We start from the raw sequence: 25,970 nt of genomic DNA, 5'->3' as shown, positions 1-25,970 counted from the left end.
AAAACTACCGCAGCTTCCCGGAACGCGGCGGCGGCGCTTTTTACGATTTCGGCTGCTATTGGCTGCAATTTCTTCAAGCGGTACTGGGGCTGGAGCCGTCGGGCTGCGAGGCGGAGTCAGATTTTGCGGGGCCGGGCGGCTGCGATTGGACGTTTCGGGCGGTGCTGGATTACGCGGACGGGGTGCGCGCCGAGCTCGTCGCCTCCTTCGAGCTGCCGGCGGTTTCCCGGCATACCCTCGAATTCGAGCGTGCCGTTGTGACCGTGGACGATTTTTTCCGCGCCAGCATGGGAACGTACCGCATAACGATTCGCGTTCAGGATAAGCAGAGCGGGGCCGTGGAGAAGCTGGCCTTCGAGCCGCAAAATTACTTCGTGAATCAATTGGCGTTTTTCAGCGACGTGCTGGACGGGACAAAAGACAATGTGCCGATCGCTCAATCGTACGAGCGCATGGCGATGCACGAGCGGCTGCTGGCGCTGGCGAGGGCGAAGCTGCCCGGATATCCGCTGGCCTCAGGCTCGCCACTAACTTAGATGAGGAGGAGTTTCTTATGATTCTGCAAACCGTGATCAAAATTTTGAGCGAAATCAAGGAGTCTCCGGAGCTGCTGTCCACGTTAAAGCCGGAGACGGATATCATTAACGAGGTCGGACTCGATTCGCTGCAAATGATCAATTTCGTGCTGGCCATCGAAGATGCCTTCGGGGTGGAAATCGACTTCGACAATTTTGATATCGAGCACTTGAGCTCTATTCAAGCTTTTGCAGCTTACCTGGAGAAGGAGCGTGCGGCGGTCGCAAACAGCACAGGCGGCCAGGCGGCAGAGCAGCCGATCTAGTATCGAACATGAAAAAACAACACCGAAGGATAGGAGGAGTGTCCATGCAACCGCAAACAAACGTCACCTTTGACCAGAGCACGTTTCAAAATATGAAGCGGACGATCCGCAACATGTCCGTGACAAGCAAAGCGCTAAGGCACGATCCGACGTTCGCGCTGGATATTCCCGAGGATATCGGCATCAAGCTGAACAACGGCTGCAATCTGCGCTGCAAGCACTGCTTCGAATGGGCGAACGACGGGTATCATCACGACATGGCGAAGGAAATGAAAAATCAGGAAATCGAGTTTTCTCTGCTTGAGCGTCTGCTGGAGCAAACCCGCGAGCGGAAATCCCGATTGTTCGTTTGGGGCGGCGAACCGCTGTATTACAGCCGCTTCGACGACTTCGCTGACCTGCTGGCGCGCGATCCCCGCAACACAACCATTTGCACCAATGCCTTGCTGGTTGAGCAGAAGCTGGATTCCGTGTTGAAAATTTCGAAGGACATGACGCTGCTGATCAGTCTCGACGGCTTCGAGGCGGAGAACGACGCCATTCGCGGGAAAGGCACGTTCAAGAAGGTCGTTCATATGGTGAAGCTGCTGCTGGATCTGCAGCGAACCGGCGAGTATCAAGGCCGGATCTCGATCAGTTTGACCATTAGCGATTCCATGGTAACGAAGCTGTACGATTTCATGGCATACTTCGAGGAGCTCGGCGTCGACACGGTCTACTTCGTGTTTCCTTGGTACATTCCAAGCGAGATTGCCATGAAGATGGACGACTACTATGCGCAGTACTTCCCTTGGCTGGAAGCGGCGCAGCAGCAGCAGCGGTATAGCTGGCATTCCTTCACTTTCCGCGTCTCGGAATCGAATATCGAGCCGCTCATCGCCGAGATCGACCGGATCAACGAACGGGTGTGGAACAGCCGAATCCGGTTTCAGCCGGCGCTGGAGCGGGAGGAGATCAGAGACTTCATTCTTGGCTCCGAGAAGCCGGCGATGAAGCGGGAGCAATGCCTGGCCATTGCCAACCGGGTAGATGTGATGCCGGACGGGAAGGTCAACCCATGCAAGTTTTTCCCCGAGTTTACGCTTGGCGACTTGAACGGGAATGACCTGAAGGACGTGTATCATGGCGAAAATTTCCGCCGGCACCGGGAGACGCTCGGCCTAGGCTTAACGCCAATCTGCTCGCGATGCGTGCTGCTGTATAACTATGGCCGATAAATGCCGCAAGCAAGCGGCGACATAAGAGAGGGCTGCGGATGATGCAAGGACGGTTCCATATGGACGGTCTCTCCGTCTACCGGCCCGGACTGACCGTGCCGATTGCCGACGTCATCAGGGACGCGGAGCAGTGCGGTTATCCCTTCAAGGAAGATGAAGCGCATTACCGGAAGATGGGGTTCGAGACGGTCTCGGTAGAGAAGCGGCTGTCGCTTGAAGAGATGGCGGAGCGGGCGCTGGAGCCGATAGCGGGACGCTGCGTGCAGGAAGGTATCGAACTTGGGGAGATCTGGTTCGCGCATACGTCGAAGGTCGCCTGGCACGAGTGCAACCTGTTCAAGACGATGCTGCGGCGCTGGCGGTGGGAGCATGTTCCCTTGTATCCGGTCGAGGAGCATTCCTGCTCGACGTTCCATTGGGTGCTCTGCATGGCCCGTCTTCCATTCGCCTGCGATCCGCACAAAGCGGTGCTGTTGGTGACCGCCGATCTGGGCATCCATCCGTTCTACTATATCGACGACTTCATGATCTGCGGAGATAGTGCCAGCGCCTGTCTGTTCCGGCAAGAGCATGGCGATCACCGGACGCTTGTCGTGAAGTACAAAGCGGCAGGCACGGTTTACGACGACGATCCGTCGCGGATACGGCAGTTCCATGCGATGTACTATTTGGGCATCCGCAAAATCATGCTGGAGACGCTCGGCGAAGCCGGGTTCACGTTTACCGACATTCGTCTCGTCGTGTGCGGCAATATTAACCGGCAGGCTTGGGAGACCGTGGCCGGCGCGCTGCGGGTTCCGCCGGAGTTGTTTTACTACGCCACCATGCGCGAAACCGGGCATATTACCAATTCGGACATCCCTTCCAACCTTCAGCATGCGGTATCCAGCGGAGCGCTGCGGCCGGGGGATTATTATTTGACGGTGACCGTAAGCATGGCCGGCACATTCGGGTGTGCCCTGCACCAGTATGTGCCGGCGAACGGGAAAGAGGGTAGGCTATGAGCGCACACAGTCCTGCGGGCGGTACCAAGAAGCAGTATATCAGCGGGCTCCGGTGTATCGTGCCCGCAGCGGAACGCTCCTGGGTGGCCTGCTGCGAGGAAGCCGGACAGCCGTGGGAGGACGGTCCGCCCAAATGGCTGTTCGCGCACGCCGGCATGTCTTCGCCATGGCCGCCCATGGAGCACGGGCCGTCGGCTTCTTCGCTTCCCGCGATCCGGATTCCGGTGTTCGACAAGCATCCCGTCGAATACGTGCGCGAGGAAGGGAGCCGCCGCTTCGGGGCAGACCGGAAGTTCGATCTGATCTGCTACTGCCACGAGACCGTGCAGCGTCCGCTCACCACCGTGCCGGGCATGATGCTCGCCAGCGCGTTCGGACAGCGCCATGTGCTGCCGCTCACGCTTGGACAGCTGGGGAGCCTCGCTTGCCTTAGAGCGCTTCACTGGAGCAGGCGCATGCTGGAGCAAGGAGAAGGAGCGGACGGCTTGCTCTGCATTGCGGATCGAACGGACTATCCGTTCAGTCGGGTGTCTTGGACAGGCTCGATCAAAGGCGATGCAGCGGTGCTCTGTACGTTGAACGCCGAAGCCGGCGATTACGAGGTAGTGGATTACCGCATACTGCCTCTCTTTCCCGTAGGCTCGATGCGCGCGTGGACGACGGCCGATTACGAGCGGACGACGCTGGCGCTTGCGCGGCAAGCGGAGCAAGCGCTTCGGGAGTTGGAAGCGGCGGGGAACGCACCCGATCGGCTGGTGATTCAGAACGTGTCCGGTTCCTTCGTGACGGCTGTCGGCGAGGCCGGGGAACGCTGCGGGATTCCTGTCTACGTAAGGCAAACGCGGAAAACGATTAATTTTTTGGGCAGCGATCCGTTCCTCACTTTGCAGGAAGCGGTATCGCACTGCCAGCTACGGGAGGGACAAGCGGTCCTGCTTCTGTTTGCCAGCGCCGATTACGGCATCGGGCTGTTGACGCTGCGCGTCGGCGGCTAGCCTCCGAGTTGAATACGTAATATTGCGAAAAGACCGCCTTCGGATTGCGAACCGCGGTCTTTTTGCGATGAAATGTCATTTTGGGAATAGAGACTGCGTATCCATTATTTTCAAATGTTATTTTTTGTGATATTATTTACTTACCGATAGGTAAGTAAGAGGTGCAGCGGTTTAAATCAACCTGTCATCTCCAGAACAATCAGGAGGTCTTATTGTATGAACATCTCTCAGCCGTCGTCCCGGGAATCGACTGCAGTCGGCTTTTCCAGTGCTATTCGTGTTCTGATCTTTGCGGGCTGTTCCGTCCTCGGCCTTGCATTCGGGTATTTCATCCCGCAGATCGCCAAGTGGGCTTTGACCTTGCCTTGGGTACCATATGAAGGGCCGCTCAAGCTGATCACATCCATCTCCGGGCTGTGGGGAACCGTCATCGCTTCATTGCTGGGTCTGGCCGCCGGCCTCTGGTTCGCCGAGGAAGTGATCAAAGATACGCTGCATGTGGTCGTCTCGGGCGATACGATCCGGCTGAAGAAGGACGGAGCCGTCCAAGAGTTCACGCGAGAAACGATCAGCACCGTCTTCCTTGACGGCAAGCAGCTTGTAATTCTTGGAAATAACGGGGAGGAGCATGCTCGCGAGACCTATGATTGGGCGAGCGGGCGTATCGCCGACGCTTTGACGGAGCACGGGTATTCTTGGTCGCCGGGCGGCGACCCGTACAAGGATCAGTTCCGGCGCTGGGTCCTCGATACCCCTGAGCTGCCGCCCGCGGTCAACGCGCTGTTGAAGGCCCGCGAAATTGCGCTCCGGAAGAAGGAAAAGGGCGAAGCCAAAGAACTGCGCCGCGAGGTAGCCAAGCACGGCGTCGTTGTCCGTGACGAAGAGACGCGTCAATATTGGCGGGCACAGACAACCGGGTCGTGAGAGGCCGTTCCGGTCGGAGAACATTGGCATACCGGCACCGGAACGACTTATAATAGACTTACAGAAATTTACTTGGAAGGAGAAGCATAATATGAAGAAGCTGCTCGATAAGCTCTAACCGTATGTTCACACGCGCTTCGTTTCTCATCTTGCACGCGGACCGCCTCCTGCCGACATTCTGAACGGTGTTATCATCTATTAGAATGCGGAGGTTGGTTAAACGATGAGAAACGAACAAGAGGTACTGGCGCAGCTCCTGCAGCTTGCCGAACGGGACGATCGGATCCGATGCGTCGTCATGAACGGTTCGCGGGTCAATCCTAACGCCCCGGTCGATTTTATGCAGGATTACGATATTGATTTTTATATGACGAACCTGGGGGACCATCCCTACAATACGGACCGAAGCTGGATTGAGGCGTTCGGCGAGCGCGTTGTCGTGCAGTACGAATATTTCGAGGACGGCTCGTCCATCTACATGATGCAGTTCAAAGACAGCGTGCGGATCGACCTCAGCTTCAAGGCTATCAGCAGCATTCAAGAGGTGTATCAGGACTCGCTCAGCAAAGTGCTGCTCGACAAAGACAACCTCGATTTGAAGCTGCCGGAGCCGAACGACAGCAGCTATCTGGTCCAAAAGCCTTCCCGCTATATGTGGGATGTGCATATCGTCGAGCTGTGGTGGCTTCAGGTGTGCATTGCCAAGGAGCTGTGGCGCGATGAAATCCCGCGGGCAAAAAATTTATACGATCAATACTTTATGGAATCGCTTCGCTTTCTGCTGGAATGGCATGTGGGCGCGAACTATGATTGGAAGGTCAACGTCGGCACCGCCGGCAAATGGTTCAAGCGGTATCTGGAGCCCGATGTCTACGAGCAGTTTTTGTCCTTGTATTGCGGGGCGGACCCGGAAGAACAGTGGGAGAAGCTGAACCAGGCAGGGGAGTTTGTCCGGAGGATCGGCGTGCCGCTTGCCGCAAAGCTCGGCTACGACTATCCGGCGGACGAAGAGCGCAATGTAACGGAGTATGTGGGAAAAGTCAGGCGCTTGCCCCGGGATGCGCAGTCTTTGGACGGGTAATGCAGAATTTCGGACATAGAACTAGGGATATCAGCAAAAACCGCTGTTTACGGCGGTTTTTGCTGATTTTATACAACATGATAAATAATGTCCTCATCCGGCCGCTGTTCCCTGGATTATTTCAAGCTGCGGGCGATTTCCGTAAAGATGACGCCAAGCGCGTAGGCGCCTGCATCCGGATAGCCCAGGCTGCGTTCGCCGACATTGCCGGCGCGCCCCATTCGGGCGACGATTTGTTTCGTTTTTTCGGCGCCTTCCACCGCAGCTTGCGCCGCCTTTTCAAAAGCGAGTTTAAAGTCGTCGCCTGCCGCGGCGCTTGCCGTGAACGTATCCGTGAAAGGCACCAGCGCGTCAATCAGCGTTTTGTCGCCAACGACGGCGCCTCTGCCGAAGGAACGCTCCCCGGTTGCCTGAATGCCTTTGACCGCGGCTTGCAGCATTTCCGCATACTCCGCAGCAGTCAGTACCGCTTTATCTCCTCCCGCTTTTCCGGCAGCGCGGAACGCCGAGCCCCAAATCGGTCCGGAAGCGCCGCCGCAATATTCCATAATGACCATCGAGCACGCGTCCAGGAAAGAGCCGATCGTTAAAGGCTCTTGGGCCAAAATCGCGCTCCATTCCCGCTTTAACTGCTTGAATCCTTTGGAGACGCTCATTCCGAAATCGCCGTCCCCCGCGTGCGAGTCGAGTTCGCAGAACGGAACTTCATTTTCGATAATGATTTCGCTCATTTTATCGACGATGTAGATCATGTTTTGAAGCGTCAGCACGCCGCCTTGAACCGCCGCGTAATGTTCCGGCGTTTCCGTTTTGAAGGAAACCGGTCGATCGTCGTCGGCTTCCGCGATGTCCGCATACTCGACTTGCGGCACCGGACCGTCCACCCGGAAAGCAGGCGCATGACATTCTTTCGATAAGAGCGTCTTCAGTTCGTCATCGAGCTTCAAGATCGTCAGCGAAATGCCCGCCATATCGATGCTCGTCATATAGTTGCCGACAAACGTGCGGCAAATCCGGATGTTCCGGCCCGCGAGCTCGCGAACCGCCGCGTTGTTAAACAAGTACAGCTCCTGCAATGGGGTCGCGCCGAAGCCGTTGACGAGCGCGGCAATTTCCGTGTTGTCCCCGTCTTGGATGCCCAAATCTTTCAACAGTTCGGTCGTCATCCGCTTCGCCAGTTCGTCCGCACTGACGATTTTTTCCCGCCGCTGGCCCGGTTCGCCGTGAATGCCCACGCCGTATTCCATTTCATCTTCGCCGAGTTTGAACGTCGGCGACCCGTGTGCAGGAACGGTGCACGAAGTGAGCGCCACGCCGATGCTGCGCACGTTATGCGCCGCTTTCTCCGCGACCGCTTTCACCTGCATCAAATCGCGGCCTTCTTCCGCAGCAGCTCCGGCAATTTTATGGACGAGCACCGTTCCGGCAACGCCGCGGCGTCCGACCGTGTACAAGCTGTCTTCAACGGCAATGTCGTCGTCGACGCGCACATATTCCACTTGGATGCCGTCTTCTGCGGCCAGTTGAGCGCCGTTTTTGAAGTTCATGACGTCACCGCTGTAGTTTTTGATAATCAGCAGCGTCCCTTTTTGGCTCGCTGTCGCTTTAATGGCTTGGTACACCTGAATTTGGGATGGAGATGCAAACACATCGCCGCATACAGCCGCATCCAACATCCCTTTGCCGACAAACCCGGCGTGAGCCGGTTCGTGCCCGCTGCCGCCGCCGCTGATCAAGGTGACTTTGTTTTCGTTAATTTCTTTTTTCTTGATTACCTTATATTTCTTGATAAACTCCAGCTCCGGATGGGCCATGACGAGCCCGTTGCACATTTCCGCGACGAGCGTCTCCGGTTTGTTGATGATCTTTTTCACTTTGCCATACCTCCCGCGATCCATAAATTCCAAATCGTTTGATTAATCCCTATGATAGAATGAAAACGTTTTATCGTAAACGGACAAAAACGGCAAACTGTCAAACAACGCTTGCTTCAATAATCATTATGATTTTGTTAAGATTAACAGTAAACCTAGGGCTGGGAAGATGATCATGACCAATTCGCTCATTACCAAAAAGATCATAGCGAATTCCTTAAAAAAACTGATGGAAACCAAATCGTTCCACGAAATTTCCGTAAGCGATATCATGCAGTCTTGCCAGATGCGCAGGCAAACGTTTTACTACCATTTCGTGGACAAGTATGAGCTCTTGGGCTGGATTTACAAAGAAGAAACGAAGGAAAACATCAATGACTTTTTGGACTATGAGAAGTGGGAGAACATTTTCGACTTGTTGATGGACTATTTTTACGAGAATCAGCGGTTTTACCGCAGAGCGTTTAAAGTAACCGATCAAAATTCGTTTAACCAGTATTTATTTGAACATACGAAAAATTTATATATCAAAATCATCGATGAACTGTTGACCGACAAGCCGATCCATATCTCCGAGGCGAACAAAAATATGGTGGCGTCGTTTTACAGTCACGGGTTTGTCGGGACGATCAAAGATTGGATTGAACACCATTGTTCCATTCAACCTTCGGTGTTGTCTTCGCTCATCAAAGAGATGATCCGTAATCAACTGCTGCTGCTCGAGCAGTCCGGAAACAAACCAAAGTAAGGTGGAGAAACAAATGACGAAAATCATCAACGATGTTCAAAATATCGTCTGCAATATGCTGCATGGATTCTATTTTGAGCATAAAGACCGGGTGTCCTATAACGAGAAATATAATTTGATATTCCGTAAAGACCTTGCGGACATGGGCCAGCAAGTCGTGCTCATCAGCGGGGGAGGAAGCGGCCATGAGCCGGCGGATTTCGGTTATGTGGGCGACGGCATGCTTTCCGTTGCGGTTGCGGGTGAAATTTTCGTGCCGCCGACGCCGGAGCAAGTGTTGGAGGCGATCCGCCTCGTGGACAGGAGCAGAAGCGTGCTGCTCATCATTAAAAACTTTACCGCGGACGTCGCCAATTTTTTGACGGCGGAAGCTTTGGCGAAAGAAGAAGGGCGAATGGTCGACCATGTGATCGTTAACGACGATGTGTCGATCGAAGATGACGTGACGTACAACAAAAGAAGAAGGGGCGTCGCAGGTACCGTTTTGGTCCATAAAATATTGGGGGCGGCCGCGCGAGAAGGCTACACGCTGGAGCAACTGAAGGAACTTGGCGAGCAAGTGATCGGCAGGCTGCACACATTGGGCGTGGCGCTGTCGCCGGCGAACGATCCGACGAAGGGCGAACCGTCGTTTACGCTGCAACAAAACGAAGCGTATTACGGCGTCGGCATCCACGGGGAGAAAGGGTACCGCAAAGAGGTGTTTTCTTCTTCGGAAAAGCTCGCGGTCGAGCTGTTCAATAAGCTGAAAAGCGTATACCGTTGGAGAAGGCAAGACCCTTTCGCGATATTGGTCAACGGTTTAGGCGCGACCCCGCTGGTCGAACAGTATACGTTTGCCAATGACATTCGCCGCTTGTGTGAGCTGGAAAACCTGGATGTCCGGTTCGTCAAAATCGGCACGCATTTGACTTCGCTCGATATGGAAGGCATTTCACTCAGTTTTCTTAAGATCGAAGATCCGAAGTGGGAAGCGTGGCTGAAAGCGGACGTTGAAGTAGCGAAATGGTAAAATCTTAAGAATAAGCCCCTGTGCTGCGTTGCATTCAATTTGCGAAAAAATATCATCTTTTTTGAGAAAACAAAAGGAGCCCCAGACACATCCGAGGCTCCTTTGTACGGTAGTTAGCCACCAACTCCGTGGTCGTCAAGTGCAGTTAGTTGTGCAGGTGGATTTTGTGGTGTCACAGGTGGCTGCTGTGGTACTAAATTGATTCCGCTCAACAAAACAAGCCCCATTACCAGTGAAAAAATTACCTTTTTCATAAATCAACCGCTCCTTCAAAGATGTTTTGGTATTCCATTCTTTGTGTCGAGGAAGCATGGTCAATATACTTCCAGAATAATGAGACACTTTTTTCAAAGCCAGAGTAATACTTGATTTTTCGGGCAAATTGCAAAGCATGCAAAAGTTCGTCAATCCCGGTTTGCCTGCGATTTTTCTTAAAGCTAATTTTTGATTTTTCAAACCAAAAATGAAATAGTTGGGTTCCGTGAATATGGGTGATGTTACTTGCCAACGAGTTACATCGATTTCTTGAAAATGCACGATGGCGCTATATTGTTTCAAGACCAGTCCGAGTATGTTGATACTCCTTGGTATATTTTTGGCTTGGAGGAAATTGTGGAATACTCGGAACAAAATGAACTTCCTCCTAACCTGTATGCCATTGCGAAGTATGACCAAACCATTATTTTTATTGATTCGTCGCGGGTCAAAGAAGGAAGGGAAGACTACTTATTTGAAGGCTCAATTCTTAACCTTGCTGATGAATTTAAAGGGTTTCCTTCTGGTGTGTTATTTATGTTATAATTTACATATAAATACAAACGCAGGGAAATTTGTGATAGAGGGAAATGGACTAATTTATGATTAAGAGGTCATTTTATCTTTTATGGGGAAGTCAAACTATTTCAAACGTTGCAGACATCATTTACTTAATGACAGTAATTTCTTTTGTCTTTGGAAACACACATTCCTTGTTGTCCACCGTAATTGTACCTTTGATGCGATATCTTTCACAGATCGTAAGCGGTTTGGTTTTTCCGTTAGTGGTTTCAAAGTTCAGATTGGTAAAGATATTGGTATTCGCTCAATTAGCGCAATTCTCAATATTCTCATGCTTAATGATTTATTATTTTTTAACTGAATCAATCCCCTTAGCCGTTCTGTTTTTGCTGATTTTTTGTATTTCATTTTTCGATGGCTGGGTTAAGCCTTGTAGAAATTCCATAATTCCTCGACTAGCCACCAAAGAGGCATTGATAAGAGTAAATGGGTTGGTATCCACAACCGATCAGATCATTAAATGTTCTAGTTGGGCTTTCAGCGGTGTTTTGGTGATTATGCTTGGAACATTTAATTCCATGATAATCGTTTTAGTATCATTGTTTATTGCTACAATACTTGCTTCTCTGATCAAAGATAATAGCGAGCAAGACAAATCACATAATAAAAAGTCAAAATGGACACAAGCTGTGGAAGGGTGGAAAGCATCATTTCAAGATAAACGAATCAGAACTGTCTTTATAGTTGATGCTATTGACACCATAGGAGGTACAGCTTGGATTGGTGCCTTCGTTTTAGCATTCTGTGTTCAAATCCTTCAAAAAGATGAAAGTTGGTGGGGATTAGCAAATGGATCTTTCTTTGCAGGGTCTATTATAGGTGGGCTGCTTGTGGTTTCAGTGTCGAATTACTTTAATAATAAGAAATTCCCCTTAATGCTATGGGGTCTGGCGATTTATGCGGCCATAGCAGGAGCCTTCGCATTTAATGGAAACCCTTTTGTGGCAATAGCGCTGATGTTTATAATGGGTCCCCCCCTACAAGTAACGGCAGTAATTAGGAGAACTTTGTTACAAGAAAATGCTGAAAAAGATAAGCTGCCAAAGGTCATGGCTTGTCTTGAGGTAACGAACAATGTAGTTTTCAGTGTTTCATTGCTTTCTCTTGGATGGGTGGCGGACGCTTTCGGCATTCAGACTATATATGCCATAGCCGCCGTGGTTACTTTGGGCTCGGTAGTGATTGGGATATTCGCCAGATCCAACTTCGCAGAACAAAAAAATAAAACTCTTCAAAGTGAAGCTGTCCAGCATTGAATTGCAAGGAAAATACATATTGAAAAGCCCCCCGTCGGCGTATGGTCAAGACCACTTTTAGCGGACATTGAAAAAAAAGCCCCTAGGCTGCAAGCTGGCGCCGTTACTCAACCGGCGTCAGCTTGTTTAATTTTCGTTGTGCTCTTTTGTCGTTATAAAAATGAATAAATTCTTCGATTCGCCTTTGTGCTTCCGAATTGGCGCTTGAGGAAAGCGAGTAGTGTTACAAATCGTTGTTTATTGAATTATTTGGCCGGAAGGTCAAGCAAGGTATTCCCGCGAGAAATTTGTTCCAGATTCCGGTCAAGCCACTCGCGGACCGCTGCACTCGGAGGCTCGGCGATCGCATTTTGCAGGAAGATCATGCACAGATCGCAGCGCCGTCTTTCGACGAACAGCGGCAGCTGCTTCAGCCAGTCGCTGCTCAGCTCGTGTTCCCGGCGGTATCCGTTCATAAAGCTGTCCAGAAACCGGTTGGCGAATTCGGACACGCGCTTCGGGTCGGCTTCGGGCCGGGCCCAGTCTCCAAGCACCGAGGCGTAATAAACGGCCATGGCGATATCCTGCACGAAATAGTCGTACCCGCAATCGTCGAAATCGAACGCCGTGATCGTTTCCCCGTGCACAAAAAAGTTTTTGTGATGCAAATCCCGATGGCATAAACCGTAGCCGTCCTGTTCCGGCTCAAGCGCGTTGATGCGCGTCTCCACCTCGACGTATCGGCGATAGGCCAAGGCAATGTCGGGATGGGACAAATAAGCAGGGTCCAAGGTCAAAATATCTTTGTCCGGCCTGCGGGTCATGTCTGCAGGGGCGGTGTACGACCGGGCGAGCTTATGCATGCGGCCCGTAATTTCGCCCCAGCCTTCGAAGAGGCGGGGACCCCAAGCCGGATGTCCGGCCTGGACGAGACCGCCCGGCGCTTGTTCGAAGCAGGCCAGCGTGAAGTAGCCGTCTTCCGCTTCAACCGTTTCCGTCCGTCCGCCGGAGCAAGACGGCACCGGCTTGGCTGCCCGTACGCCGCCCTCCGCGAGATAGCTCTCGAAGTGCAGCTCCGACTCGATCAGCTCCCGCGAGCGGTGCGAGCTGTGGGTCACGCGCAGAATCAGCTCCCGGCCGTCGCGCCGGAAGCCGTATATGAGATTTTCAAAGCCCCCCACATGGCTCACCGTCTCCGGGGCTACACCGTAGGCGCGGGCTGCTTGGTTTAACAATTCTTGAGTAAAGCTCTGATGCCAGCTTGTCAATGTCGTCTCTCCTTCCGATCCGGAGCTGTTGTATGGACCGTCCGCTCCGTATTTGTCAAGCATAACATCTTTATCCAAGCCTTGGAAAGGGGATCGTCTATTATTTTGAACGATGCTCTTTTGACCGTTGGAAAAAAAGAGATTCAAATCATCGATGGAATCGGTTACTCTTAAAATAGGGTATAAACGCTGCATGACTCCGGAGGACGGATGGCCGATGTCGGTTTTATTATATGAATGGAAGATGCAGTTTCTCGGGTACAGCCGGAATCTCCGGTTGTTCCTTTGCTTTAATTTCGTATGGAATTTGGGGCTCGGGATGTTCGGCCTCGTCTACAATCTCTATATCAAAGCACTCGGCTACGATCAGACGATGGTCGGGCACATCGTCGGAATGACGGCTGCGGCCGCAGCGATCGTGCTGGTGCCGGCCGGAATCATGAACGACAGGTTCGGTCCGAAGCGGCTTGTGACGACGGGGGGATTTTTGGTCGTAGCCGCTCTTACGGCCCGCTCGCTGGTCGATGGCGAGCAGGGACTGCTCGTCTCCGCCTTTCTGGGCGGAATGACGCTGGCGGTCGTGTCAGCGACCGTCATTCCGTTCATGGCGAACCATTCCACCCCGTCGCAGCGGGTGCATCTGTTCAGTTTAAACTTGGCTCTCGTTATGTTTGCAAGCGTTATCGGCAACGTCTTCGGCGGGTTTCTCACCGATACGCTTCAGTTTACCTTCGATCTTGACGGCGTCCTGAGCCTGCGTCTGACCCTGCTAACGGGCGTCGGCATAGCGGCGCTCGGGTTGATTCCCGTCCTGATGCTGAAGGGGAGCCGGGAGGAACGGCCGTCCGGCGGAAAATTTTCGTGGCGGTATACGGTACAGCATCATAAAGCGTCGCTTCAAGTGATCGGCCTCTTCGTCCTGCTCGGGCTGATGACCTCGACGGCCGGAGGCATGGTGGTGCCTTACTTGAACGTCTATTTCGAAGACCGCTTCGGCGCTTCGAAATCGGTGATCGGCGTCATCGTCTCCTTGGGGCAGGGCGCGACCGCGCTCGCGTACTTGATCGGTCCGGTCATCGCCCGGCGGCTCGGGGAAGCGAAAGCGGTTATCGCGCTTCAGCTGTGCTCGATCCCGTTTCTGCTTATTACGGCGTTTTCGACCAATCTGATGGTCGCGAGCGGAGGGTATTTGTTCCGGCAGGCTTTAATGAATGCGGCCAATCCGTTCTACAACACGATCAAGATGAAATACGTCGACCGCTCGCTCCGCGGACTTGCCTCCAGCTCCGGAGAAGCGGTGTTCAATCTGGGCTGGTTTCTGGCCTCGCCGGTCAGCACCGGACTTGTCGCTCAATACGGCAGCTACTACGGATACGTTTACGCGTTCAGCATTACGGCGGTGGTGTATACGGTCGTTTCGGTGTTGTTTTACGTCTTTTTCGGCAAAAGCCGGTTCAAGCCCGTGGAAGCGGAAGAGACGGCTGCTTAGGTTACCAAGTTGAAAAAAGACTTAGCCAGGAAGCGCCCGGTCTCCGCATAATGCGCGAGCGCAGGGCCTTTTTTTGGTTGGCAAATCGATTAGAGGAGCGAAGGGAAGAAGCGAAAAAGATGAGTCACACTGACAAAATCACGGTAAACGATACAGGCTTGTCCATAGCGCATGACAGCTATGAAACCTTGATGGAATGGGCGGAAATTTTCCGTATTCATTATTCCAGATTCGAAAGCGAATTGTACGAAGATCGAGGCTTGGTTTTTGATTATGAGAATGGGGAGTTCGTGGAAATCAGCGATACCGCAGAAGGCTGGGACACGCTGCTCGACAATCTTGAGCGTTACTTAATGATGGAGGATTCGATGTGGCGCCAGAAGATGGCTGATTGCCCGAATGAAACGGTAATCACGATCTACGTCAACGAACGGATGTTTCAACCGGAATGCGTGAACACGCTGATGATCGGAGATGCGCCTCCCGGCGACGGCACGTTTTTCTTTAATGGCGATTCCGCACTGTTGGAACGGGTGAAGGAATCGTTTGCGGTCGCTTTGGGAGACGACGTTCCTGAAGACCAATGGGACTTTCTGCATTTTTTCAGAAGCAGAGAATGCTTCCTGATTCATCTGTGTCCCCGGTCGATCAACGAAGTGCCGGAAGCGGACAGGGAGCGGGTCAGACAACAAAGCGTCGATCGGCTCGCGCAGCAAATCGCCGACCATCGGCCGTCATCTATCGTCTTTTTGCATGGGGACAGCAAGCCATGGGTGTTGTCCGTTCTGCAGTTAAGCGGTGTTCAAGTCGACCGTTGCGTGTCCGTTGCATCCTCGGCGGATAACGACAAAGACTCGTTCGTCAACGAGTTGGCCGAAATTGTAAGACAAATCGCGGAATAACGCCCGCAGCAAAAAATTCCCTTGTCGCCACCCCCTGTCCTGCTGCGGCAATCATGCTATAGTGGATATGAGTTTTTTAACCGAAATAACCGTCAGGAGGCTCCCATGAGGCAAAATCCGACTCAAGCGACGTTTACCCACCTGCTGATCTCCGGTACGCTGGTCCACGAAGCGACGTTTGCGGAGATGCAGGCGGAGTTCGATATGTATCTCCGGCCCAATCTGGCGATGGTATTCTCGGTGGACCGGTATCCCGATCTTGCGCTCGGCCAGCCCATCCAGTGGCGCGTCGATATCGGCCACAAGCTGATCGACGCACTGCATGCAGGCATCCAAGCGCCGTTCGTCTGGGTGTGGGTGGCCGAAGGCGTGCTGGCCTTGCTCGTCGAGCTGGGGACGAAGGACCGGCGCGATCCCGATCCCGCCAAGACCGCTTTCGCGATGGCGAAGCGGGTGCAGAAGCTGACCGACGCGCAGGGCTTTTCCGTTTCCGTCGGCATCGGCACCTTTTACGATAACCCGTACATGCTCCACTACTCGTACGAGGAAGCGAAGGAGTCGATGATCGACCGCTTCTTCCAGGGCAACCGGCTTATTTTTCAATACGAGAAGCAAAAGCAGGCCGGCGAGCTGCCGCACAAGCCGGTCTCGCAAGCGGAACGGACGGAGCTGATGGCCCGCGTCCGCCTGGGCGACGTGCATGGGGCGGTTTCGTACTTGCACCTGCTGCTGGAGCGCATGGGGCAGACGTACCGCGGCAATGTGGATATGTTCAAATCCGAGGTCATCGACCTCGTCATGCAGCTGACGCGCCTGTCGCTCGATGTCGGCGGCCATGCGCAGAGCATTTTGTCGGAGAACGCCCGCTTTATTCAAGATCTGTACATGACGATCCGCTACGACAAGTTCGTGGCCAAAGTCAGCGAGCACTGGAGCAAGCTGACCGCACGGATCGGCGAGGCGCAGACGGCAGAGGTTTCGCCGGTGATCCGGACGGCCATCGCCTACATGAAGCAGCATCATCAACGCAAGATTCCCCTCGAAGAGATAGCACAATATTGTTACCTTAGCACCTACCATTTCAGCCACTTGTTCCGCAAAGAAACAGGAAGCACCTTCGTCGACTACTTAAACAAGCTCCGGATGGAAAAAGCGGTCTATTACCTCGAAAACACCGATAAACCGGTGCAGGAGATCGCGGCGCTCGCCGGGTTTCAGGATTCCAATTACTTCTGCCGGCTGTTCAAACGTTATCTTCACTGCAGCCCGAACGAATATCGCGCAGCAAAATTGTGCTAAACTTTCGCAAAATTCACTAGTGCTTTCGAAAGCGTTTACAAGTACGATAAAAGTGCACCGGGAAAGTTCACACTTCATTCACATACAGCTTAAGGGGGCACTTAAAAATGAAACGGTTTTCGATGTTTGCGGCGGGCGTCATGATGACTACTTTCCTGCTCAGCGGCTGTGCAAGCGGCGGGGGGACGACTTCTTCTCCAGCGAATGGAGGCGCTTCCAAAGAAGCGTCGGGCGACACGATCAAGATCGGCTGGTTCGGTCCGCTGACCGGACCTACGGCGACGGACGGCACGCACAGCCGCGACGCGGCGCTGCTGGCGGTCGAGCAGTACAATGCGGCCGGCGGCATCAACGGCAAGAAGGTCGAGCTTGTGGCGGAGGACGACCAGGGCAAACCGGAGGAAGCGATTAAAGCGGTGCAGAAGCTGGTAAACAACGATAAAGTGACGGCGATCGTCGGCGGCGCTTACAGCGGTCCGACCAAGACGGCGGCAGCGAAGGTGCAGGAGCTGAAGGTGCCGATGGTCGTCGCGTATGCGGTGCATCCGGACGCGACCAAGGGCGGCGATTACGTGAACCGGGTCATCTATACGGGTCCGGTGCAGGGCCGGGCGATGGCCGAATATGCGGTAAACGAGCTGAAGAAGAAAAACATCGCCGTGCTGTACGTCGACAACGACTACGGCAAATCGATCTACACGTCGTTTAAAGAAAATACCGAGAAGCTTGGCGCGAAGATTACCATCGACCGTCCGCACAAGATGGGCGACAAAGATTTCAGTTCCGTGCTGACGGCGGTCAAAGCAACGAATCCGGAAGCCTTGTACGTCGTAGCCTATTACAACGAAGCGGCTGCGATCGTGAAGCAGGCGAAGGAAAGCGGCATCAACGCGCAGCTCCTCGGCGTGGACGGCTTCGATTCGCCGAAATATTTGGAGCTTGGAAAATCGAATACGGAAGGCTCCACCTTTACCACGTCGTTCTATACGACCGACAACCGCCCTGTGGTCCAGAAGTTCGTCAAAGCATGGCACGACAAGTACAAGGGCGAGCCGGACATGCTGTCTTCGCAAAGCTATGACGCCGCGATGGTCATCCTCGAAGCGATGAAGAAAGCGGGCACCGACAAGGAAAAGCTGAAGCAGGCCATCAACGAAACGAGCGAGCTGGAAGGCACCTCGGGCCAAATTCGCTTCCGCACCGACCATGAGGTCATGAAGCCGGTCATCTTTATGACCGTGAAGGACGGCAAATTCCAATTCGTGAAATCGCAAATGTACAACTAAGAACATTCGTCGGTCAACGGCAAAGGGAGGAGGCCCTGGGGTCTCCTTTCTTATCCCCGCGACCTCCACGGAAAGGAGTGAAGAACGGCTTATGCTGCTGCAACAGCTGCTTAACGGCATATCGCTCGGGTTCATCTACATCTTGGTCGCCGTCGGCCTGACAATGGTATACGGCGTCCTGAAGCTGCTGCACTTCGCGCATGGCGTCATCTACATGATCGGCGCGTTCGCGGCAATGATCGGCATCACGTACCTGCACCTGCCGTTCTTGGCGGCCATCGTGTTCGCCATGGTCATCTCGGCCATCGCCGGGATGGCGGTCGAACGGTTCGCCTACCGTCCGCTGCGCGGCGCTCACCCCATCACCACGCTGATCAGCGGGATCGGTGTCGGCATTTTTCTCGAAAACTTGTTTCAAATCGTCTTCACGTCAGATACGCAGGCGTTTCCCGAGACCGGCATCGAAGTATCGGTCGTGAACCTCACCGAATCGATTTCGCTCACGAATACGAAGCTGTACATCATCGCGGCCGGCATCGTCGGACTCGGCCTGCTGTACGCCTTCCTGAAGTTTACGAAGATGGGCCTCGCCATTCAGGCGACGGCGCAGGACACGCGGGCCGCTTCGCTGATGGGCGTCAACGTGAACCGCGTCATCTCGGTCACGTTCGTTATCGGATCGGCGCTGGCAGCCGCTGCGGGTGTACTCGTCGCATGGAACTTCAACTCGCTGTTCCCGGCGATGGGCGCGATTCCGGGGCTCAAGGCGTTCTGTGTCGTGGTGCTCGGCGGCCTCGGCTCGATTCCCGGCACGATTGTCGGCGGCCTGATTCTCGGCGTTGTCGAATCGCTGAGCGACGGGTTCATGACCGGCATGGTGATCGACAAGGACGCCATCGCGTTTATCATTCTGATCGTCATTCTTCTCTTCAAGCCTTCCGGGCTGTTCGGGAAGAACGTCGATAAAGTGTAGGTGATCGTATGGATGCGCTGTTTAACCCTTACTACGTCGATATCGTCGTCTTTCTGATCATCTATATTTTGCTCGGCCTCGGCTTGAACCTGACTACCGGATACGCGGGCCAAGTGTCGCTGGGACACGGGGCGTTTTTCGGCATCGGGGCTTACGCCTCGGGGATTTTATCGGTAAAAGCTGGCTTTAACCCGTGGCTGGCCATCGCGCTCGCGATTGTCCTGACCTTCGTCATCAGCGCGGTGCTCGGCCTGCCGAGCTTGCGGGTGCGGGAAGATTTTCTCGCCATTACGACGCTCGGGCTCGGACTCATCATTCAGTCTTACTTCAAAAATTCCGAGCTGACCGGCGGCGCTTACGGCCTCGACTCGATTCCGGGGCTATCGTTCTTCGGCATCGAGATGAAAAATGTCGGTTACCTGCTGTTCGTCGTGATCGTGCTTCTTGTCGGCATCTATGCGCTGCGCAAAATGACGCGGTCGCGGATCGGCCGCGCCTGGATGGTCATCCGGGAGGACGAGACGGTGGCCGCCTCGATGGGCATCAACACGACGTACTACAAGGTGCTGGTGTTTGCGATCGGCGGGGCTTACGCCGGTGCGGCCGGCGCGCTGTTTGCCCATAAAGTATCGTTCCTCAGCGCCGATTCGTTCGGATTTACCGTCTCGGCGACAGTGCTCAGCATGGTCGTAATCGGCGGCCTCGGCAGCATCCGCGGCACATTGTTCGGCGTTACGCTGCTGTATCTGCTCCCGGAGCTGTTCCGGCTGTTTGATCTTCAAATGTTCGATATGAAATATCTCGATATGTACAAAATGATGTTTTACGGCTTGCTGATGGTTCTGGTCATGCGCTATCGTCCGAAGGGGATTTTCGGGCAGACGGGCATCAAGATGAAGCCGCGCGGCAAGGGAGGTGGCGGCCGTGCTTAAGGTGGAAGGCATCACGAAACGGTTCGGCGGCCTGACGGCCGTCAGCGGAGTCAGCCTGGAGGTGAAGCAGGGCGAAATTCTGGGCCTGATCGGCCCGAACGGCGCGGGGAAGACGACGTTCTTCAATATTTTGACCGGGCTGTACCAGCCGAACGAAGGATCGATTATGTTCGAAGGCAGGCCGATCCAGGGCCTGAAGCCGTTCCGCATCGCGCAGCAAGGGATGACGCGGACGTTCCAGAATATCCGGCTGCTGAAGGAAGAGACGGTGCTGGAAAATGTGAAGGTCGGCATGTTCGGCCGCACGCGGTCCGGTCTCTGGTCGGCGATTCTCGGTCTTGGCTCCGCCAAGCGGGAAGAGCACGAGGTGACGGAAGCGAGCCTGCGGGTGCTGGAGCTTGTCGGGCTGCGGGGCTTCGAGCAGGAGCAGGCGGGCAGCCTGTCGTACGGCAACCAGCGGCGGGTGGAAATAGCCCGGGCGCTCGTTTCCGGCCCCAAGCTGCTGCTGCTGGACGAGCCGACGGCCGGGATGAACGGGCAAGAGGTTCATGAGATGGAAGCGCTGATCCGCACGATTCGGGGCAGCGGGACGACGCTGATTCTGATCGAGCACAACGTCGGCATGGTGTGCAAGCTGTGCGACCGGGTGGCGGTGCTCGACCACGGCGAGAAGATCGCCGATGGCGACCCGCACAAGATCATGAATAGTCCGGCGGTCATCGAGGCGTACATTGGCAAGACGGCGAGCGAGGAGGGGATTCCCGTTGCTTGAGATCCGCAATCTGAACGTATCGTACGGCAGCATTCACGCCGTGAGAAACTTGTCTTTGGAGGTCAGGCAGGGCGAGGTGGTGACGCTGATCGGCTCGAACGGCGCGGGGAAAACGACGACCGTGAACGCCATTTGCGGAGTCATCCCTTCGAAGGGCTCCATTCTGTATCAAGGCAAAGACATCATCGGCCAGCCGACGCATAAACTTGTGGAGGCAGGCATCGTGATGGTGGCCGAAGGCCGCCGCATTTTTCCGAAGCTGACCGTGGAGCAAAATCTCCACATGGGCACTTATTCACGGAAAGCGGGCAAGGGCGAGCTGAAGCAGGAGATGGACGCCATCTATGCGATGTTTCCGCGGCTGGCGGAGCGGCGGACCCAGCTCGGCGGCACGATGAGCGGCGGCGAGCAGCAGATGCTCGCGATCGGGCGGGCGCTGATGGCGAAGCCGAAGCTGCTCATTCTCGACGAGCCGTCGATGGGACTGGCCCCGATCGTCGTCAAAGGGATCTTCGAGACGATCAAGACGATCAAGCGCCAGGGGCTGACGATTCTGCTGATCGAGCAGAACGCGGCGATGGCGCTGTCGGTGGCGGACCGCGGCTACGTGCTGGAGCACGGCGAGATCAGCCATCATGACACTGCCGACAATCTGCGCTCGCAGGATGTCGTCAAGCAGGCTTATTTGGGCCATTAACGGTTAAGACGGCTAATCTTACTACGCTGTTAATCATACAGGAGGTTAAGCGGTGGGTTCGGCGGCAGGAGACGCTCGCTGGAATCCGCGTTAAGGCAAAAGGAGGCTTACGCGTGAAAACGATTGATCTGTTAAACCCGCCGGAGCTGGCGCGGCGGTCGAACTGGCGCGACCGGTTCGAGACGAAGGTGGCCCAGTGGCTCACGCCGTGGGACGGGGAAGCCCCAGTCGACTTCGGCTTCATCGGGGTGCCGCTGTCCAAGACGTCGATCAGCGTGTCCGCCGCGTCTATGACGCCGAATGCGCTGCGCGAGCTGTTCGCGAATGTGACGACGTACAGCATCGACCATGACGTCGATCTGCAGGAGCTGAACGCCCGCGACCTCGGCGACATTCAAATGCACGTCACCGACCTGCTGCGCTGCCATGCGAACATCGAGCAGGGGCTGACGAACGTGTACGAGGCGCTGCCGGACTTGTTCCCGATCATCGCCGGGGGCGATCATTCGATCACGTGCCCGTCCGTCAAGGCGTTCCGGAACAAAATCGGCGGGCCGGTCGGCATCGTCCAGATCGATTCGCACATGGACGTGCGCAATCTGCAGGACGGCGGACCGTCCAACGGCACGCCGATCCGCGGCCTGATCGAATCCGGCGCTGTGGAAGGCAAACACATTGCGCAGATCGGTCTGCACAGCTTTGCGAACTCGAAGCCGTACCGCGACTATGCGCGGGAGCAGGGAATTACGCAGTTTACAGCGCGTCAGGTCGCGCTGGAGGGCGTGGAAAAGTTCGTCGCGCAGGCGCTTGAAGTAGCCGGCAGCGGCACGGACGCGATCTACGTCACGGTGGATATGGATGTGCTCGATCAGGCCTATGCGCCGGGCGTCCCGGCGATGGTGCCCGCCGGGATGACGAGCTGGCAGCTGATGGAAGCGGTGTTTATGCTCGGCCGTCATCCGAAGGTGAAGGGCTTCGATATCGTCTGTGTCGATCCGATGCAGGACCCGCGCCGGGCGACCGTGCGCACGGCGCTGCACGTCATTCTTAACTTTCTGGCCGGCACGATGAAGCGCGGCTAATCAAGAATCCAAGGGGAGAGATTACGATGGAAAATAAACGTACGATTCGCGCGCCGCGAGGCACGAAGCTGACGGCTAAAGGATGGCAGCAGGAAGCGGTGCTGCGCATGCTGATGAACAACCTGGACCCGGAGGTGGCCGAGCGGCCGGAAGACCTCGTCGTTTACGGCGGGATCGGCAAGGCGGCGCGCAATTGGGAAGCGTACGACAAAATCGTCGAGTGCCTGACGGAGCTCGAAGCGGACGAAACGCTGCTCGTGCAGTCCGGCAAGCCGGTCGGCATTTTCAAAACCCACAGTCAAGCGCCGCGCGTGCTCATTTCCAACTCCGTGATCGTGCCGGCGTTTGCGAACTGGGATACGTTCCATGAGCTGGATAAAAAAGGGTTGATGATGTACGGGCAGATGACGGCGGGCAGTTGGATCTATATCGGCACGCAGGGCATTCTGCAGGGCACGTACGAAACGTTCGCCGAAGCGGCGCGCCAGCATGCGGACGGCACGCTGCGCGGGACGCTGACGCTGACCGCGGGTCTCGGAGGCATGGGCGGCGCGCAGCCGCTGGCCGTCACGATGAACGAAGGCGTCGTCATCGGGGTCGACGTCGACGCGACCCGCATTCAGCGCCGGATCGATACGCGCTATTGCGACGTGATGGTGCACGATCTGGACGAAGCGCTCAAGCTGGCGCGCGAGGCACAGGAGCAGGGCCGTCCGCTCTCGATCGGGCTGGTCGGCAACGCGGCGGAAATTTTCCCGGAATTCGTGCGCCGCGGCATCGTGCCGGATTTCGTCACCGACCAGACGTCGGCACACGATCCGCTGAACGGCTACGTGCCTGCGGGCTACTCGCTGGAAGCGGCGGCGGCGCTGCGCACGAGCAACCCGGCGGAATACGTCCGCTTGTCGAAGCAGTCGATGGCGGCGCATGTGCAGGCGATGCTCGACCTGCAAAAGCTGGGCTCCGTCGTGTTCGACTACGGCAACAACATCCGTCAGGTCGCTTTGGATGAAGGCGTAAAGGACGCGTTCAACTTCCCGGGCTTCGTACCGGCTTACATCCGCCCGCTGTTCTGCGAAGGCAAAGGGCCGTTCCGCTGGGCCGCGCTGTCCGGCGATCCGGAGGACATCTACAAGACCGACGAGCTCGTGCTGAAGCTGTTCCCGGAAAATGAGCACCTGCGCCGCTGGATCGAAATGGCGCGGGAGAAAGTGGCCTTCCAAGGCTTACCGTCGCGGATCTGCTGGCTCGGCTACGGCGAGCGCGTGAAGATGGGGCTCGCGATCAACGAGATGGTGCGCAGCGGCGAGCTGTCCGCGCCGATCGTCATCGGCCGTGACCACCTCGACTGCGGCTCCGTCGCCTCGCCGAACCGCGAGACGGAAGCGATGAAGGACGGCAGCGACGTGGTCGGCGACTGGGCGATCCTGAACGCGCTCGTGAACACGGCGTCCGGCGCGAGCTGGGTCTCGGTGCATCACGGCGGCGGCGTCGGAATGGGCTATTCGCTCCACGCGGGTATGGTCGTTGTTGCGGACGGCTCCAAGGAAGCGGAAGAGCGGCTGTCCCGCGTGCTGAACACGGACCCGGGCATGGGAGTTATCCGTCATGCGGACGCAGGCTACGAGCTGGCGGTTCAGACGGCCAAAGAACGCGGCGTTCGCGTCCCGATGCTGGGCATTTAAGAAGACGCGGCTGGCGCTCCGAGACAGCCGATTACCGATTGAATAAAGCGTACTAGCTGCGGTTCGCCGCATCCGCCGGGAAACCGGCGGACGCGCCGCTATATTCCGTCCGGCCCGAACGATGCGGGGCGGACGACTTTGTTGAGGTGATGGAAGATGGAACAACAACGGATCGATTTGCTCGTGCACAATATCGGCGAGCTGATTACGATGGCAGGGGAAGCGGGGCCGCGCACAGGCAGCCGGATGGCGGACGTGCCTGTTGTAAAAGGGGGCGCCGTAGCTGTACGCGATGGCGTCGTTGTGGCTGCCGGCCTCGAAGCCGATGTGCGCGCGCAGATCGCGGGCCTGCCGGTCGCGCAGGAGCTTGACGCCGGCGGCCGCTTGGTGACACCGGGGCTGGTCGACCCGCACACGCATCTGGTGCATGGCGGCTCGCGCGAGCACGAGCTGGCGATGAAGCTGCAGGGCGCGACGTATTTGGAAATTTTGGCGCAGGGCGGCGGCATTCTGAGCACGGTCCGCGCCACGCGGGGGGCGTCGGAGGACGGGCTGTACGCCAAGGCGAAGCGCAGCCTCGATACGCTGCTGCTGCAGGGCGTGACGACGTGCGAGGCCAAGAGCGGCTACGGCCTTACGCTTGAGGACGAGCTGAAGCAGCTTCGGGTGACGAAGCGGCTGAACGAAGCGCATCCGGTCGAGCTCGTCTCGACGTTCATGGGCGCGCACATGGTGCCCGAGGAATACAAGGGCCGCTCGGCCGATTACGTGAAGCTCGTGATCCGCGAAATGCTGCCGGAGGTGAAGCGTCTCGGACTGGCCGAATTCTGCGACGTGTTCTGCGAGCACGGCGTGTTCTCACCCGCCGAATCCGAGGAGATTCTCGCGGCGGCCAAGGCGCTCGGCTTCGGCGTAAAAATCCACGCCGACGAGATCGAGCCGCTCGGCGGCGCGGAGCTTGCGGGCAAGCTCGGCTGCATCTCGGCCGAGCATCTGCTGGCCGCGACCGACGCCGGATTCGAGGCGATGCGCGATGCGGGCGTGATCGCCGTCTGCCTGCCGGCGACCTCGTTCAACCTGCGGCTGAAGCAGCATGCCCGCGCGCGCCGCATGATCGAGCTCGGCCTTGCCGTCGCGCTGTCGACCGACTACAACCCCGGCAGCTCGCCGACGGAATCGATCCAGCTCGTAATGACGCTCGGCTGCCTGAACCTCGGGCTGACGCCGGAAGAAGTGCTGACGGCCGTGACCGTCAACGCGGCGCACGCCATCGGGCGCGGCGACCGGGTCGGCAGCCTGGAACCGGGCAAGCAGGCCGATCTGGTCATTTTCGACGCAGCCAATTTGGCGTATGTGCCATATCACTTCGGCATCAACCACGTCGATACGGTCGTCAAAGGCGGGAAAGTCGTCGTCCGGGATGGACGGTTGGCGTATTAGCTCAACCGGAAAAAACATTTCACAATAACAATACAATGGGGACATTCCGCACGCTTGGCTTGAGGCGTATGGAAGAGTCCCTTTTTCTCTTTGGAAGTGGCAGGTGGATTAATTTTATCGTTAAGGCTGAGAAGACTCCCTCTTCGATAAGGGGGAGATGAATCAGCATCTCTTGTGTATAAATAAGAACATACGTGCTATAATTGTTATAAAATCACCAAAAGAGGTAAATGCTCGCATGTTGCATCATAAAGCTTTTCGCTTTCGCATCTACCCTACGGAGGAGCAAACGATGCTGATCCATCAGATGTTTGGATGCGCTCGCTTTGTCTTTAACCACTTCCTTGCGAGGTGGAACGATACCTTCCAAGAAACAG

26 protein-coding genes and 2 pseudogenes are annotated in these 25,970 nt (G+C 55.7%); 23 read left to right on the top strand and 5 right to left on the bottom strand.

All coding sequences use genetic code 11. The features are described 5' to 3' along the window. From QJ48_RS37765 to QJ48_RS30885, 7 genes and pseudogenes are all read left to right on the top strand, one after another. Positions 1 to 536 (top strand): annotated as a pseudogene (locus QJ48_RS37765) (gfo/Idh/MocA family oxidoreductase); the annotation flags it as partial. A 17-nt stretch (positions 537 to 553) separates the two neighbouring features. Then, entirely contained in the window at positions 554 to 841 is a 288-nt protein-coding gene (locus QJ48_RS30910) for an acyl carrier protein (protein ID WP_054977183.1), read from the top strand. Positions 842 to 885: 44 nt separating this feature from the next. After that, complete coding sequence (locus QJ48_RS30905) at positions 886 to 2,058, top strand: radical SAM protein (RefSeq protein WP_054977182.1); 1,173 nt, start codon at positions 886 to 888, stop codon at positions 2,056 to 2,058. Between the two features lie 38 nt (positions 2,059 to 2,096). Next, entirely contained in the window at positions 2,097 to 3,062 is a 966-nt protein-coding gene (locus QJ48_RS30900; protein ID WP_054977181.1) for a 3-oxoacyl-[acyl-carrier-protein] synthase III C-terminal domain-containing protein, read from the top strand. Continuing rightward, on the top strand, positions 3,059 to 4,057 hold the full coding sequence (locus QJ48_RS30895; protein ID WP_054977180.1) for a hypothetical protein: 999 nt from the start codon (positions 3,059 to 3,061) through the stop codon (positions 4,055 to 4,057). Before QJ48_RS30900 ends, QJ48_RS30895 begins: the two co-directional genes overlap by 4 nt. A gap of 216 nt (positions 4,058 to 4,273) precedes the next feature. Further along, positions 4,274 to 4,981: a hypothetical protein gene (locus tag QJ48_RS30890; protein ID WP_054977179.1), complete on the top strand. Its 708-nt coding sequence runs from the start codon at positions 4,274 to 4,276 to the stop codon at positions 4,979 to 4,981. Between the two features lie 223 nt (positions 4,982 to 5,204). Then, positions 5,205 to 6,062, top strand: coding sequence for an aminoglycoside 6-adenylyltransferase (locus QJ48_RS30885; RefSeq protein ID WP_054977178.1), 858 nt, complete (start codon positions 5,205 to 5,207; stop codon positions 6,060 to 6,062). A gap of 116 nt (positions 6,063 to 6,178) precedes the next feature. On the opposite strand, the gene dhaK is transcribed toward QJ48_RS30885, so the two are convergent. Continuing rightward, a complete protein-coding gene (gene dhaK / locus QJ48_RS35435) occupies positions 6,179 to 7,936 on the bottom strand; it encodes a dihydroxyacetone kinase subunit DhaK (RefSeq protein ID WP_063858206.1) in 1,758 nt (585 codons plus the stop codon). Between the two features lie 175 nt (positions 7,937 to 8,111). Here dhaK and dhaS point away from each other — a divergent pair, with 175 nt between their 5' ends. After that, positions 8,112 to 8,684 (top strand): dihydroxyacetone kinase transcriptional activator DhaS, encoded by a 573-nt coding sequence (gene dhaS, locus QJ48_RS30875; protein ID WP_054977177.1) that lies wholly within the window; start codon positions 8,112 to 8,114, stop codon positions 8,682 to 8,684. 13 nt (positions 8,685 to 8,697) lie between these two features. Continuing rightward, entirely contained in the window at positions 8,698 to 9,696 is a 999-nt protein-coding gene (gene dhaQ / locus QJ48_RS30870; RefSeq protein WP_054977176.1) for a DhaKLM operon coactivator DhaQ, read from the top strand. 113 nt (positions 9,697 to 9,809) lie between these two features. Here the strand turns inward: dhaQ and QJ48_RS38215 are convergent, their stop codons facing one another. Both QJ48_RS38215 and QJ48_RS37160 read right to left on the bottom strand, forming a co-directional pair. Beyond that, positions 9,810 to 9,950, bottom strand: coding sequence for a hypothetical protein (locus QJ48_RS38215; protein ID WP_193394520.1), 141 nt, complete (start codon positions 9,948 to 9,950; stop codon positions 9,810 to 9,812). Then, positions 9,947 to 10,204 carry a hypothetical protein gene (locus QJ48_RS37160; protein WP_157261812.1) on the bottom strand — a complete coding sequence of 86 codons (258 nt, stop codon included), beginning with the start codon at positions 10,202 to 10,204 and terminating at the stop codon, positions 9,947 to 9,949. Before QJ48_RS37160 ends, QJ48_RS38215 begins: the two co-directional genes overlap by 4 nt. Positions 10,205 to 10,227: 23 nt before the next feature. Between QJ48_RS37160 and QJ48_RS30865 the strand changes: the two genes are divergently transcribed. Together QJ48_RS30865 and QJ48_RS30860 are read left to right on the top strand one after the other, a co-directional pair. Next, positions 10,228 to 10,497 carry a hypothetical protein gene (locus tag QJ48_RS30865; protein WP_337589644.1) on the top strand — a complete coding sequence of 90 codons (270 nt, stop codon included), beginning with the start codon at positions 10,228 to 10,230 and terminating at the stop codon, positions 10,495 to 10,497. A gap of 56 nt (positions 10,498 to 10,553) precedes the next feature. Further along, entirely contained in the window at positions 10,554 to 11,789 is a 1,236-nt protein-coding gene (locus QJ48_RS30860; protein ID WP_054977174.1) for an MFS transporter, read from the top strand. Positions 11,790 to 11,892: 103 nt separating this feature from the next. Here QJ48_RS30860 and QJ48_RS37155 read toward each other — a convergent pair. Both QJ48_RS37155 and QJ48_RS30855 read right to left on the bottom strand, forming a co-directional pair. Continuing rightward, a pseudogene (locus tag QJ48_RS37155) lies at positions 11,893 to 11,970 on the bottom strand (IS3 family transposase); the annotation flags it as partial. A gap of 64 nt (positions 11,971 to 12,034) precedes the next feature. Continuing rightward, positions 12,035 to 13,099 carry a phosphotransferase enzyme family protein gene (locus QJ48_RS30855; RefSeq protein ID WP_162238592.1) on the bottom strand — a complete coding sequence of 355 codons (1,065 nt, stop codon included), beginning with the start codon at positions 13,097 to 13,099 and terminating at the stop codon, positions 12,035 to 12,037. Positions 13,100 to 13,253: 154 nt separating this feature from the next. On the opposite strand from QJ48_RS30855, the gene QJ48_RS30850 reads away from it, so the two are divergent. The 12 genes from QJ48_RS30850 to QJ48_RS39405 form a co-directional block, all read left to right on the top strand. Beyond that, the gene (locus QJ48_RS30850; RefSeq protein ID WP_054977172.1) at positions 13,254 to 14,525 is read left to right on the top strand and encodes an MFS transporter; all 1,272 of its coding nucleotides are present in this window, start codon (positions 13,254 to 13,256) and stop codon (positions 14,523 to 14,525) included. Between the two features lie 119 nt (positions 14,526 to 14,644). After that, positions 14,645 to 15,427 (top strand): hypothetical protein, encoded by a 783-nt coding sequence (locus QJ48_RS30845; protein ID WP_054977171.1) that lies wholly within the window; start codon positions 14,645 to 14,647, stop codon positions 15,425 to 15,427. A gap of 105 nt (positions 15,428 to 15,532) precedes the next feature. Next, positions 15,533 to 16,726: a helix-turn-helix domain-containing protein gene (locus QJ48_RS30840; protein ID WP_054977170.1), complete on the top strand. Its 1,194-nt coding sequence runs from the start codon at positions 15,533 to 15,535 to the stop codon at positions 16,724 to 16,726. A gap of 107 nt (positions 16,727 to 16,833) precedes the next feature. Beyond that, positions 16,834 to 18,012 carry an ABC transporter substrate-binding protein gene (locus tag QJ48_RS30835; protein WP_054977169.1) on the top strand — a complete coding sequence of 393 codons (1,179 nt, stop codon included), beginning with the start codon at positions 16,834 to 16,836 and terminating at the stop codon, positions 18,010 to 18,012. A 91-nt stretch (positions 18,013 to 18,103) separates the two neighbouring features. Beyond that, positions 18,104 to 18,985 (top strand): branched-chain amino acid ABC transporter permease, encoded by an 882-nt coding sequence (locus QJ48_RS30830; RefSeq protein WP_054977168.1) that lies wholly within the window; start codon positions 18,104 to 18,106, stop codon positions 18,983 to 18,985. Between the two features lie 8 nt (positions 18,986 to 18,993). Beyond that, a complete protein-coding gene (locus QJ48_RS30825; protein WP_054977167.1) occupies positions 18,994 to 19,917 on the top strand; it encodes a branched-chain amino acid ABC transporter permease in 924 nt (307 codons plus the stop codon). After that, positions 19,910 to 20,689 carry an ABC transporter ATP-binding protein gene (locus QJ48_RS30820; RefSeq protein ID WP_082420746.1) on the top strand — a complete coding sequence of 260 codons (780 nt, stop codon included), beginning with the start codon at positions 19,910 to 19,912 and terminating at the stop codon, positions 20,687 to 20,689. The genes QJ48_RS30825 and QJ48_RS30820 overlap by 8 nt, the downstream gene beginning before the upstream one ends. Further along, complete coding sequence (locus tag QJ48_RS30815) at positions 20,682 to 21,386, top strand: ABC transporter ATP-binding protein (protein WP_054977165.1); 705 nt, start codon at positions 20,682 to 20,684, stop codon at positions 21,384 to 21,386. Before QJ48_RS30820 ends, QJ48_RS30815 begins: the two co-directional genes overlap by 8 nt. 113 nt (positions 21,387 to 21,499) lie before the next feature. Continuing rightward, entirely contained in the window at positions 21,500 to 22,468 is a 969-nt protein-coding gene (locus QJ48_RS30810) for an agmatinase family protein (protein ID WP_054977164.1), read from the top strand. Between the two features lie 26 nt (positions 22,469 to 22,494). Then, entirely contained in the window at positions 22,495 to 24,153 is a 1,659-nt protein-coding gene (hutU, locus tag QJ48_RS30805; RefSeq protein WP_193394519.1) for a urocanate hydratase, read from the top strand. A 156-nt stretch (positions 24,154 to 24,309) separates the two neighbouring features. Next, entirely contained in the window at positions 24,310 to 25,593 is a 1,284-nt protein-coding gene (gene hutI / locus QJ48_RS30800; RefSeq protein ID WP_054977162.1) for an imidazolonepropionase, read from the top strand. A gap of 157 nt (positions 25,594 to 25,750) precedes the next feature. Beyond that, positions 25,751 to 25,970 (top strand): helix-turn-helix domain-containing protein (locus QJ48_RS39405; RefSeq protein WP_337589643.1); only part of this gene is annotated, 220 nt, incomplete at its 3' end.

Source organism: Paenibacillus sp. A3 (assembly GCF_001399685.1).
GTDB lineage: Bacteria > Bacillota > Bacilli > Paenibacillales > NBRC-103111 > Paenibacillus_G.
This window is presented reverse-complemented; position numbering and strand designations above follow the sequence as displayed.

What these genes read in the sequence shown, in the direction of transcription:
- QJ48_RS30910 (WP_054977183.1), top strand. Translation starts at nt 554, where the DNA reads ATGATTCTGCAAACCGTGATCAAAATTTTGAGCGAAATCAAGGAGTCT.
- QJ48_RS30905 (WP_054977182.1), top strand. Translation starts at nt 886, where the DNA reads ATGCAACCGCAAACAAACGTCACCTTTGACCAGAGCACGTTTCAAAAT.
- QJ48_RS30900 (WP_054977181.1), top strand. Translation starts at nt 2,097, where the DNA reads ATGATGCAAGGACGGTTCCATATGGACGGTCTCTCCGTCTACCGGCCC.
- QJ48_RS30895 (WP_054977180.1), top strand. Translation starts at nt 3,059, where the DNA reads ATGAGCGCACACAGTCCTGCGGGCGGTACCAAGAAGCAGTATATCAGC.
- QJ48_RS30890 (WP_054977179.1), top strand. Translation starts at nt 4,274, where the DNA reads ATGAACATCTCTCAGCCGTCGTCCCGGGAATCGACTGCAGTCGGCTTT.
- QJ48_RS30885 (WP_054977178.1), top strand. Translation starts at nt 5,205, where the DNA reads ATGAGAAACGAACAAGAGGTACTGGCGCAGCTCCTGCAGCTTGCCGAA.
- dhaS (WP_054977177.1), top strand. Translation starts at nt 8,112, where the DNA reads ATGACCAATTCGCTCATTACCAAAAAGATCATAGCGAATTCCTTAAAA.
- dhaQ (WP_054977176.1), top strand. Translation starts at nt 8,698, where the DNA reads ATGACGAAAATCATCAACGATGTTCAAAATATCGTCTGCAATATGCTG.
- QJ48_RS38215 (WP_193394520.1), bottom strand. Translation starts at nt 9,950, where the DNA reads ATGAAAAAGGTAATTTTTTCACTGGTAATGGGGCTTGTTTTGTTGAGC.
- QJ48_RS30865 (WP_337589644.1), top strand. Translation starts at nt 10,228, where the DNA reads ATGCACGATGGCGCTATATTGTTTCAAGACCAGTCCGAGTATGTTGAT.
- QJ48_RS30860 (WP_054977174.1), top strand. Translation starts at nt 10,554, where the DNA reads ATGATTAAGAGGTCATTTTATCTTTTATGGGGAAGTCAAACTATTTCA.
- QJ48_RS30855 (WP_162238592.1), bottom strand. Translation starts at nt 13,099, where the DNA reads ATGCTTGACAAATACGGAGCGGACGGTCCATACAACAGCTCCGGATCG.
- QJ48_RS30850 (WP_054977172.1), top strand. Translation starts at nt 13,254, where the DNA reads ATGTCGGTTTTATTATATGAATGGAAGATGCAGTTTCTCGGGTACAGC.
- QJ48_RS30845 (WP_054977171.1), top strand. Translation starts at nt 14,645, where the DNA reads ATGAGTCACACTGACAAAATCACGGTAAACGATACAGGCTTGTCCATA.
- QJ48_RS30840 (WP_054977170.1), top strand. Translation starts at nt 15,533, where the DNA reads ATGAGGCAAAATCCGACTCAAGCGACGTTTACCCACCTGCTGATCTCC.
- QJ48_RS30835 (WP_054977169.1), top strand. Translation starts at nt 16,834, where the DNA reads ATGAAACGGTTTTCGATGTTTGCGGCGGGCGTCATGATGACTACTTTC.
- QJ48_RS30830 (WP_054977168.1), top strand. Translation starts at nt 18,104, where the DNA reads ATGCTGCTGCAACAGCTGCTTAACGGCATATCGCTCGGGTTCATCTAC.
- QJ48_RS30825 (WP_054977167.1), top strand. Translation starts at nt 18,994, where the DNA reads ATGGATGCGCTGTTTAACCCTTACTACGTCGATATCGTCGTCTTTCTG.
- hutU (WP_193394519.1), top strand. Translation starts at nt 22,495, where the DNA reads ATGGAAAATAAACGTACGATTCGCGCGCCGCGAGGCACGAAGCTGACG.
- hutI (WP_054977162.1), top strand. Translation starts at nt 24,310, where the DNA reads ATGGAACAACAACGGATCGATTTGCTCGTGCACAATATCGGCGAGCTG.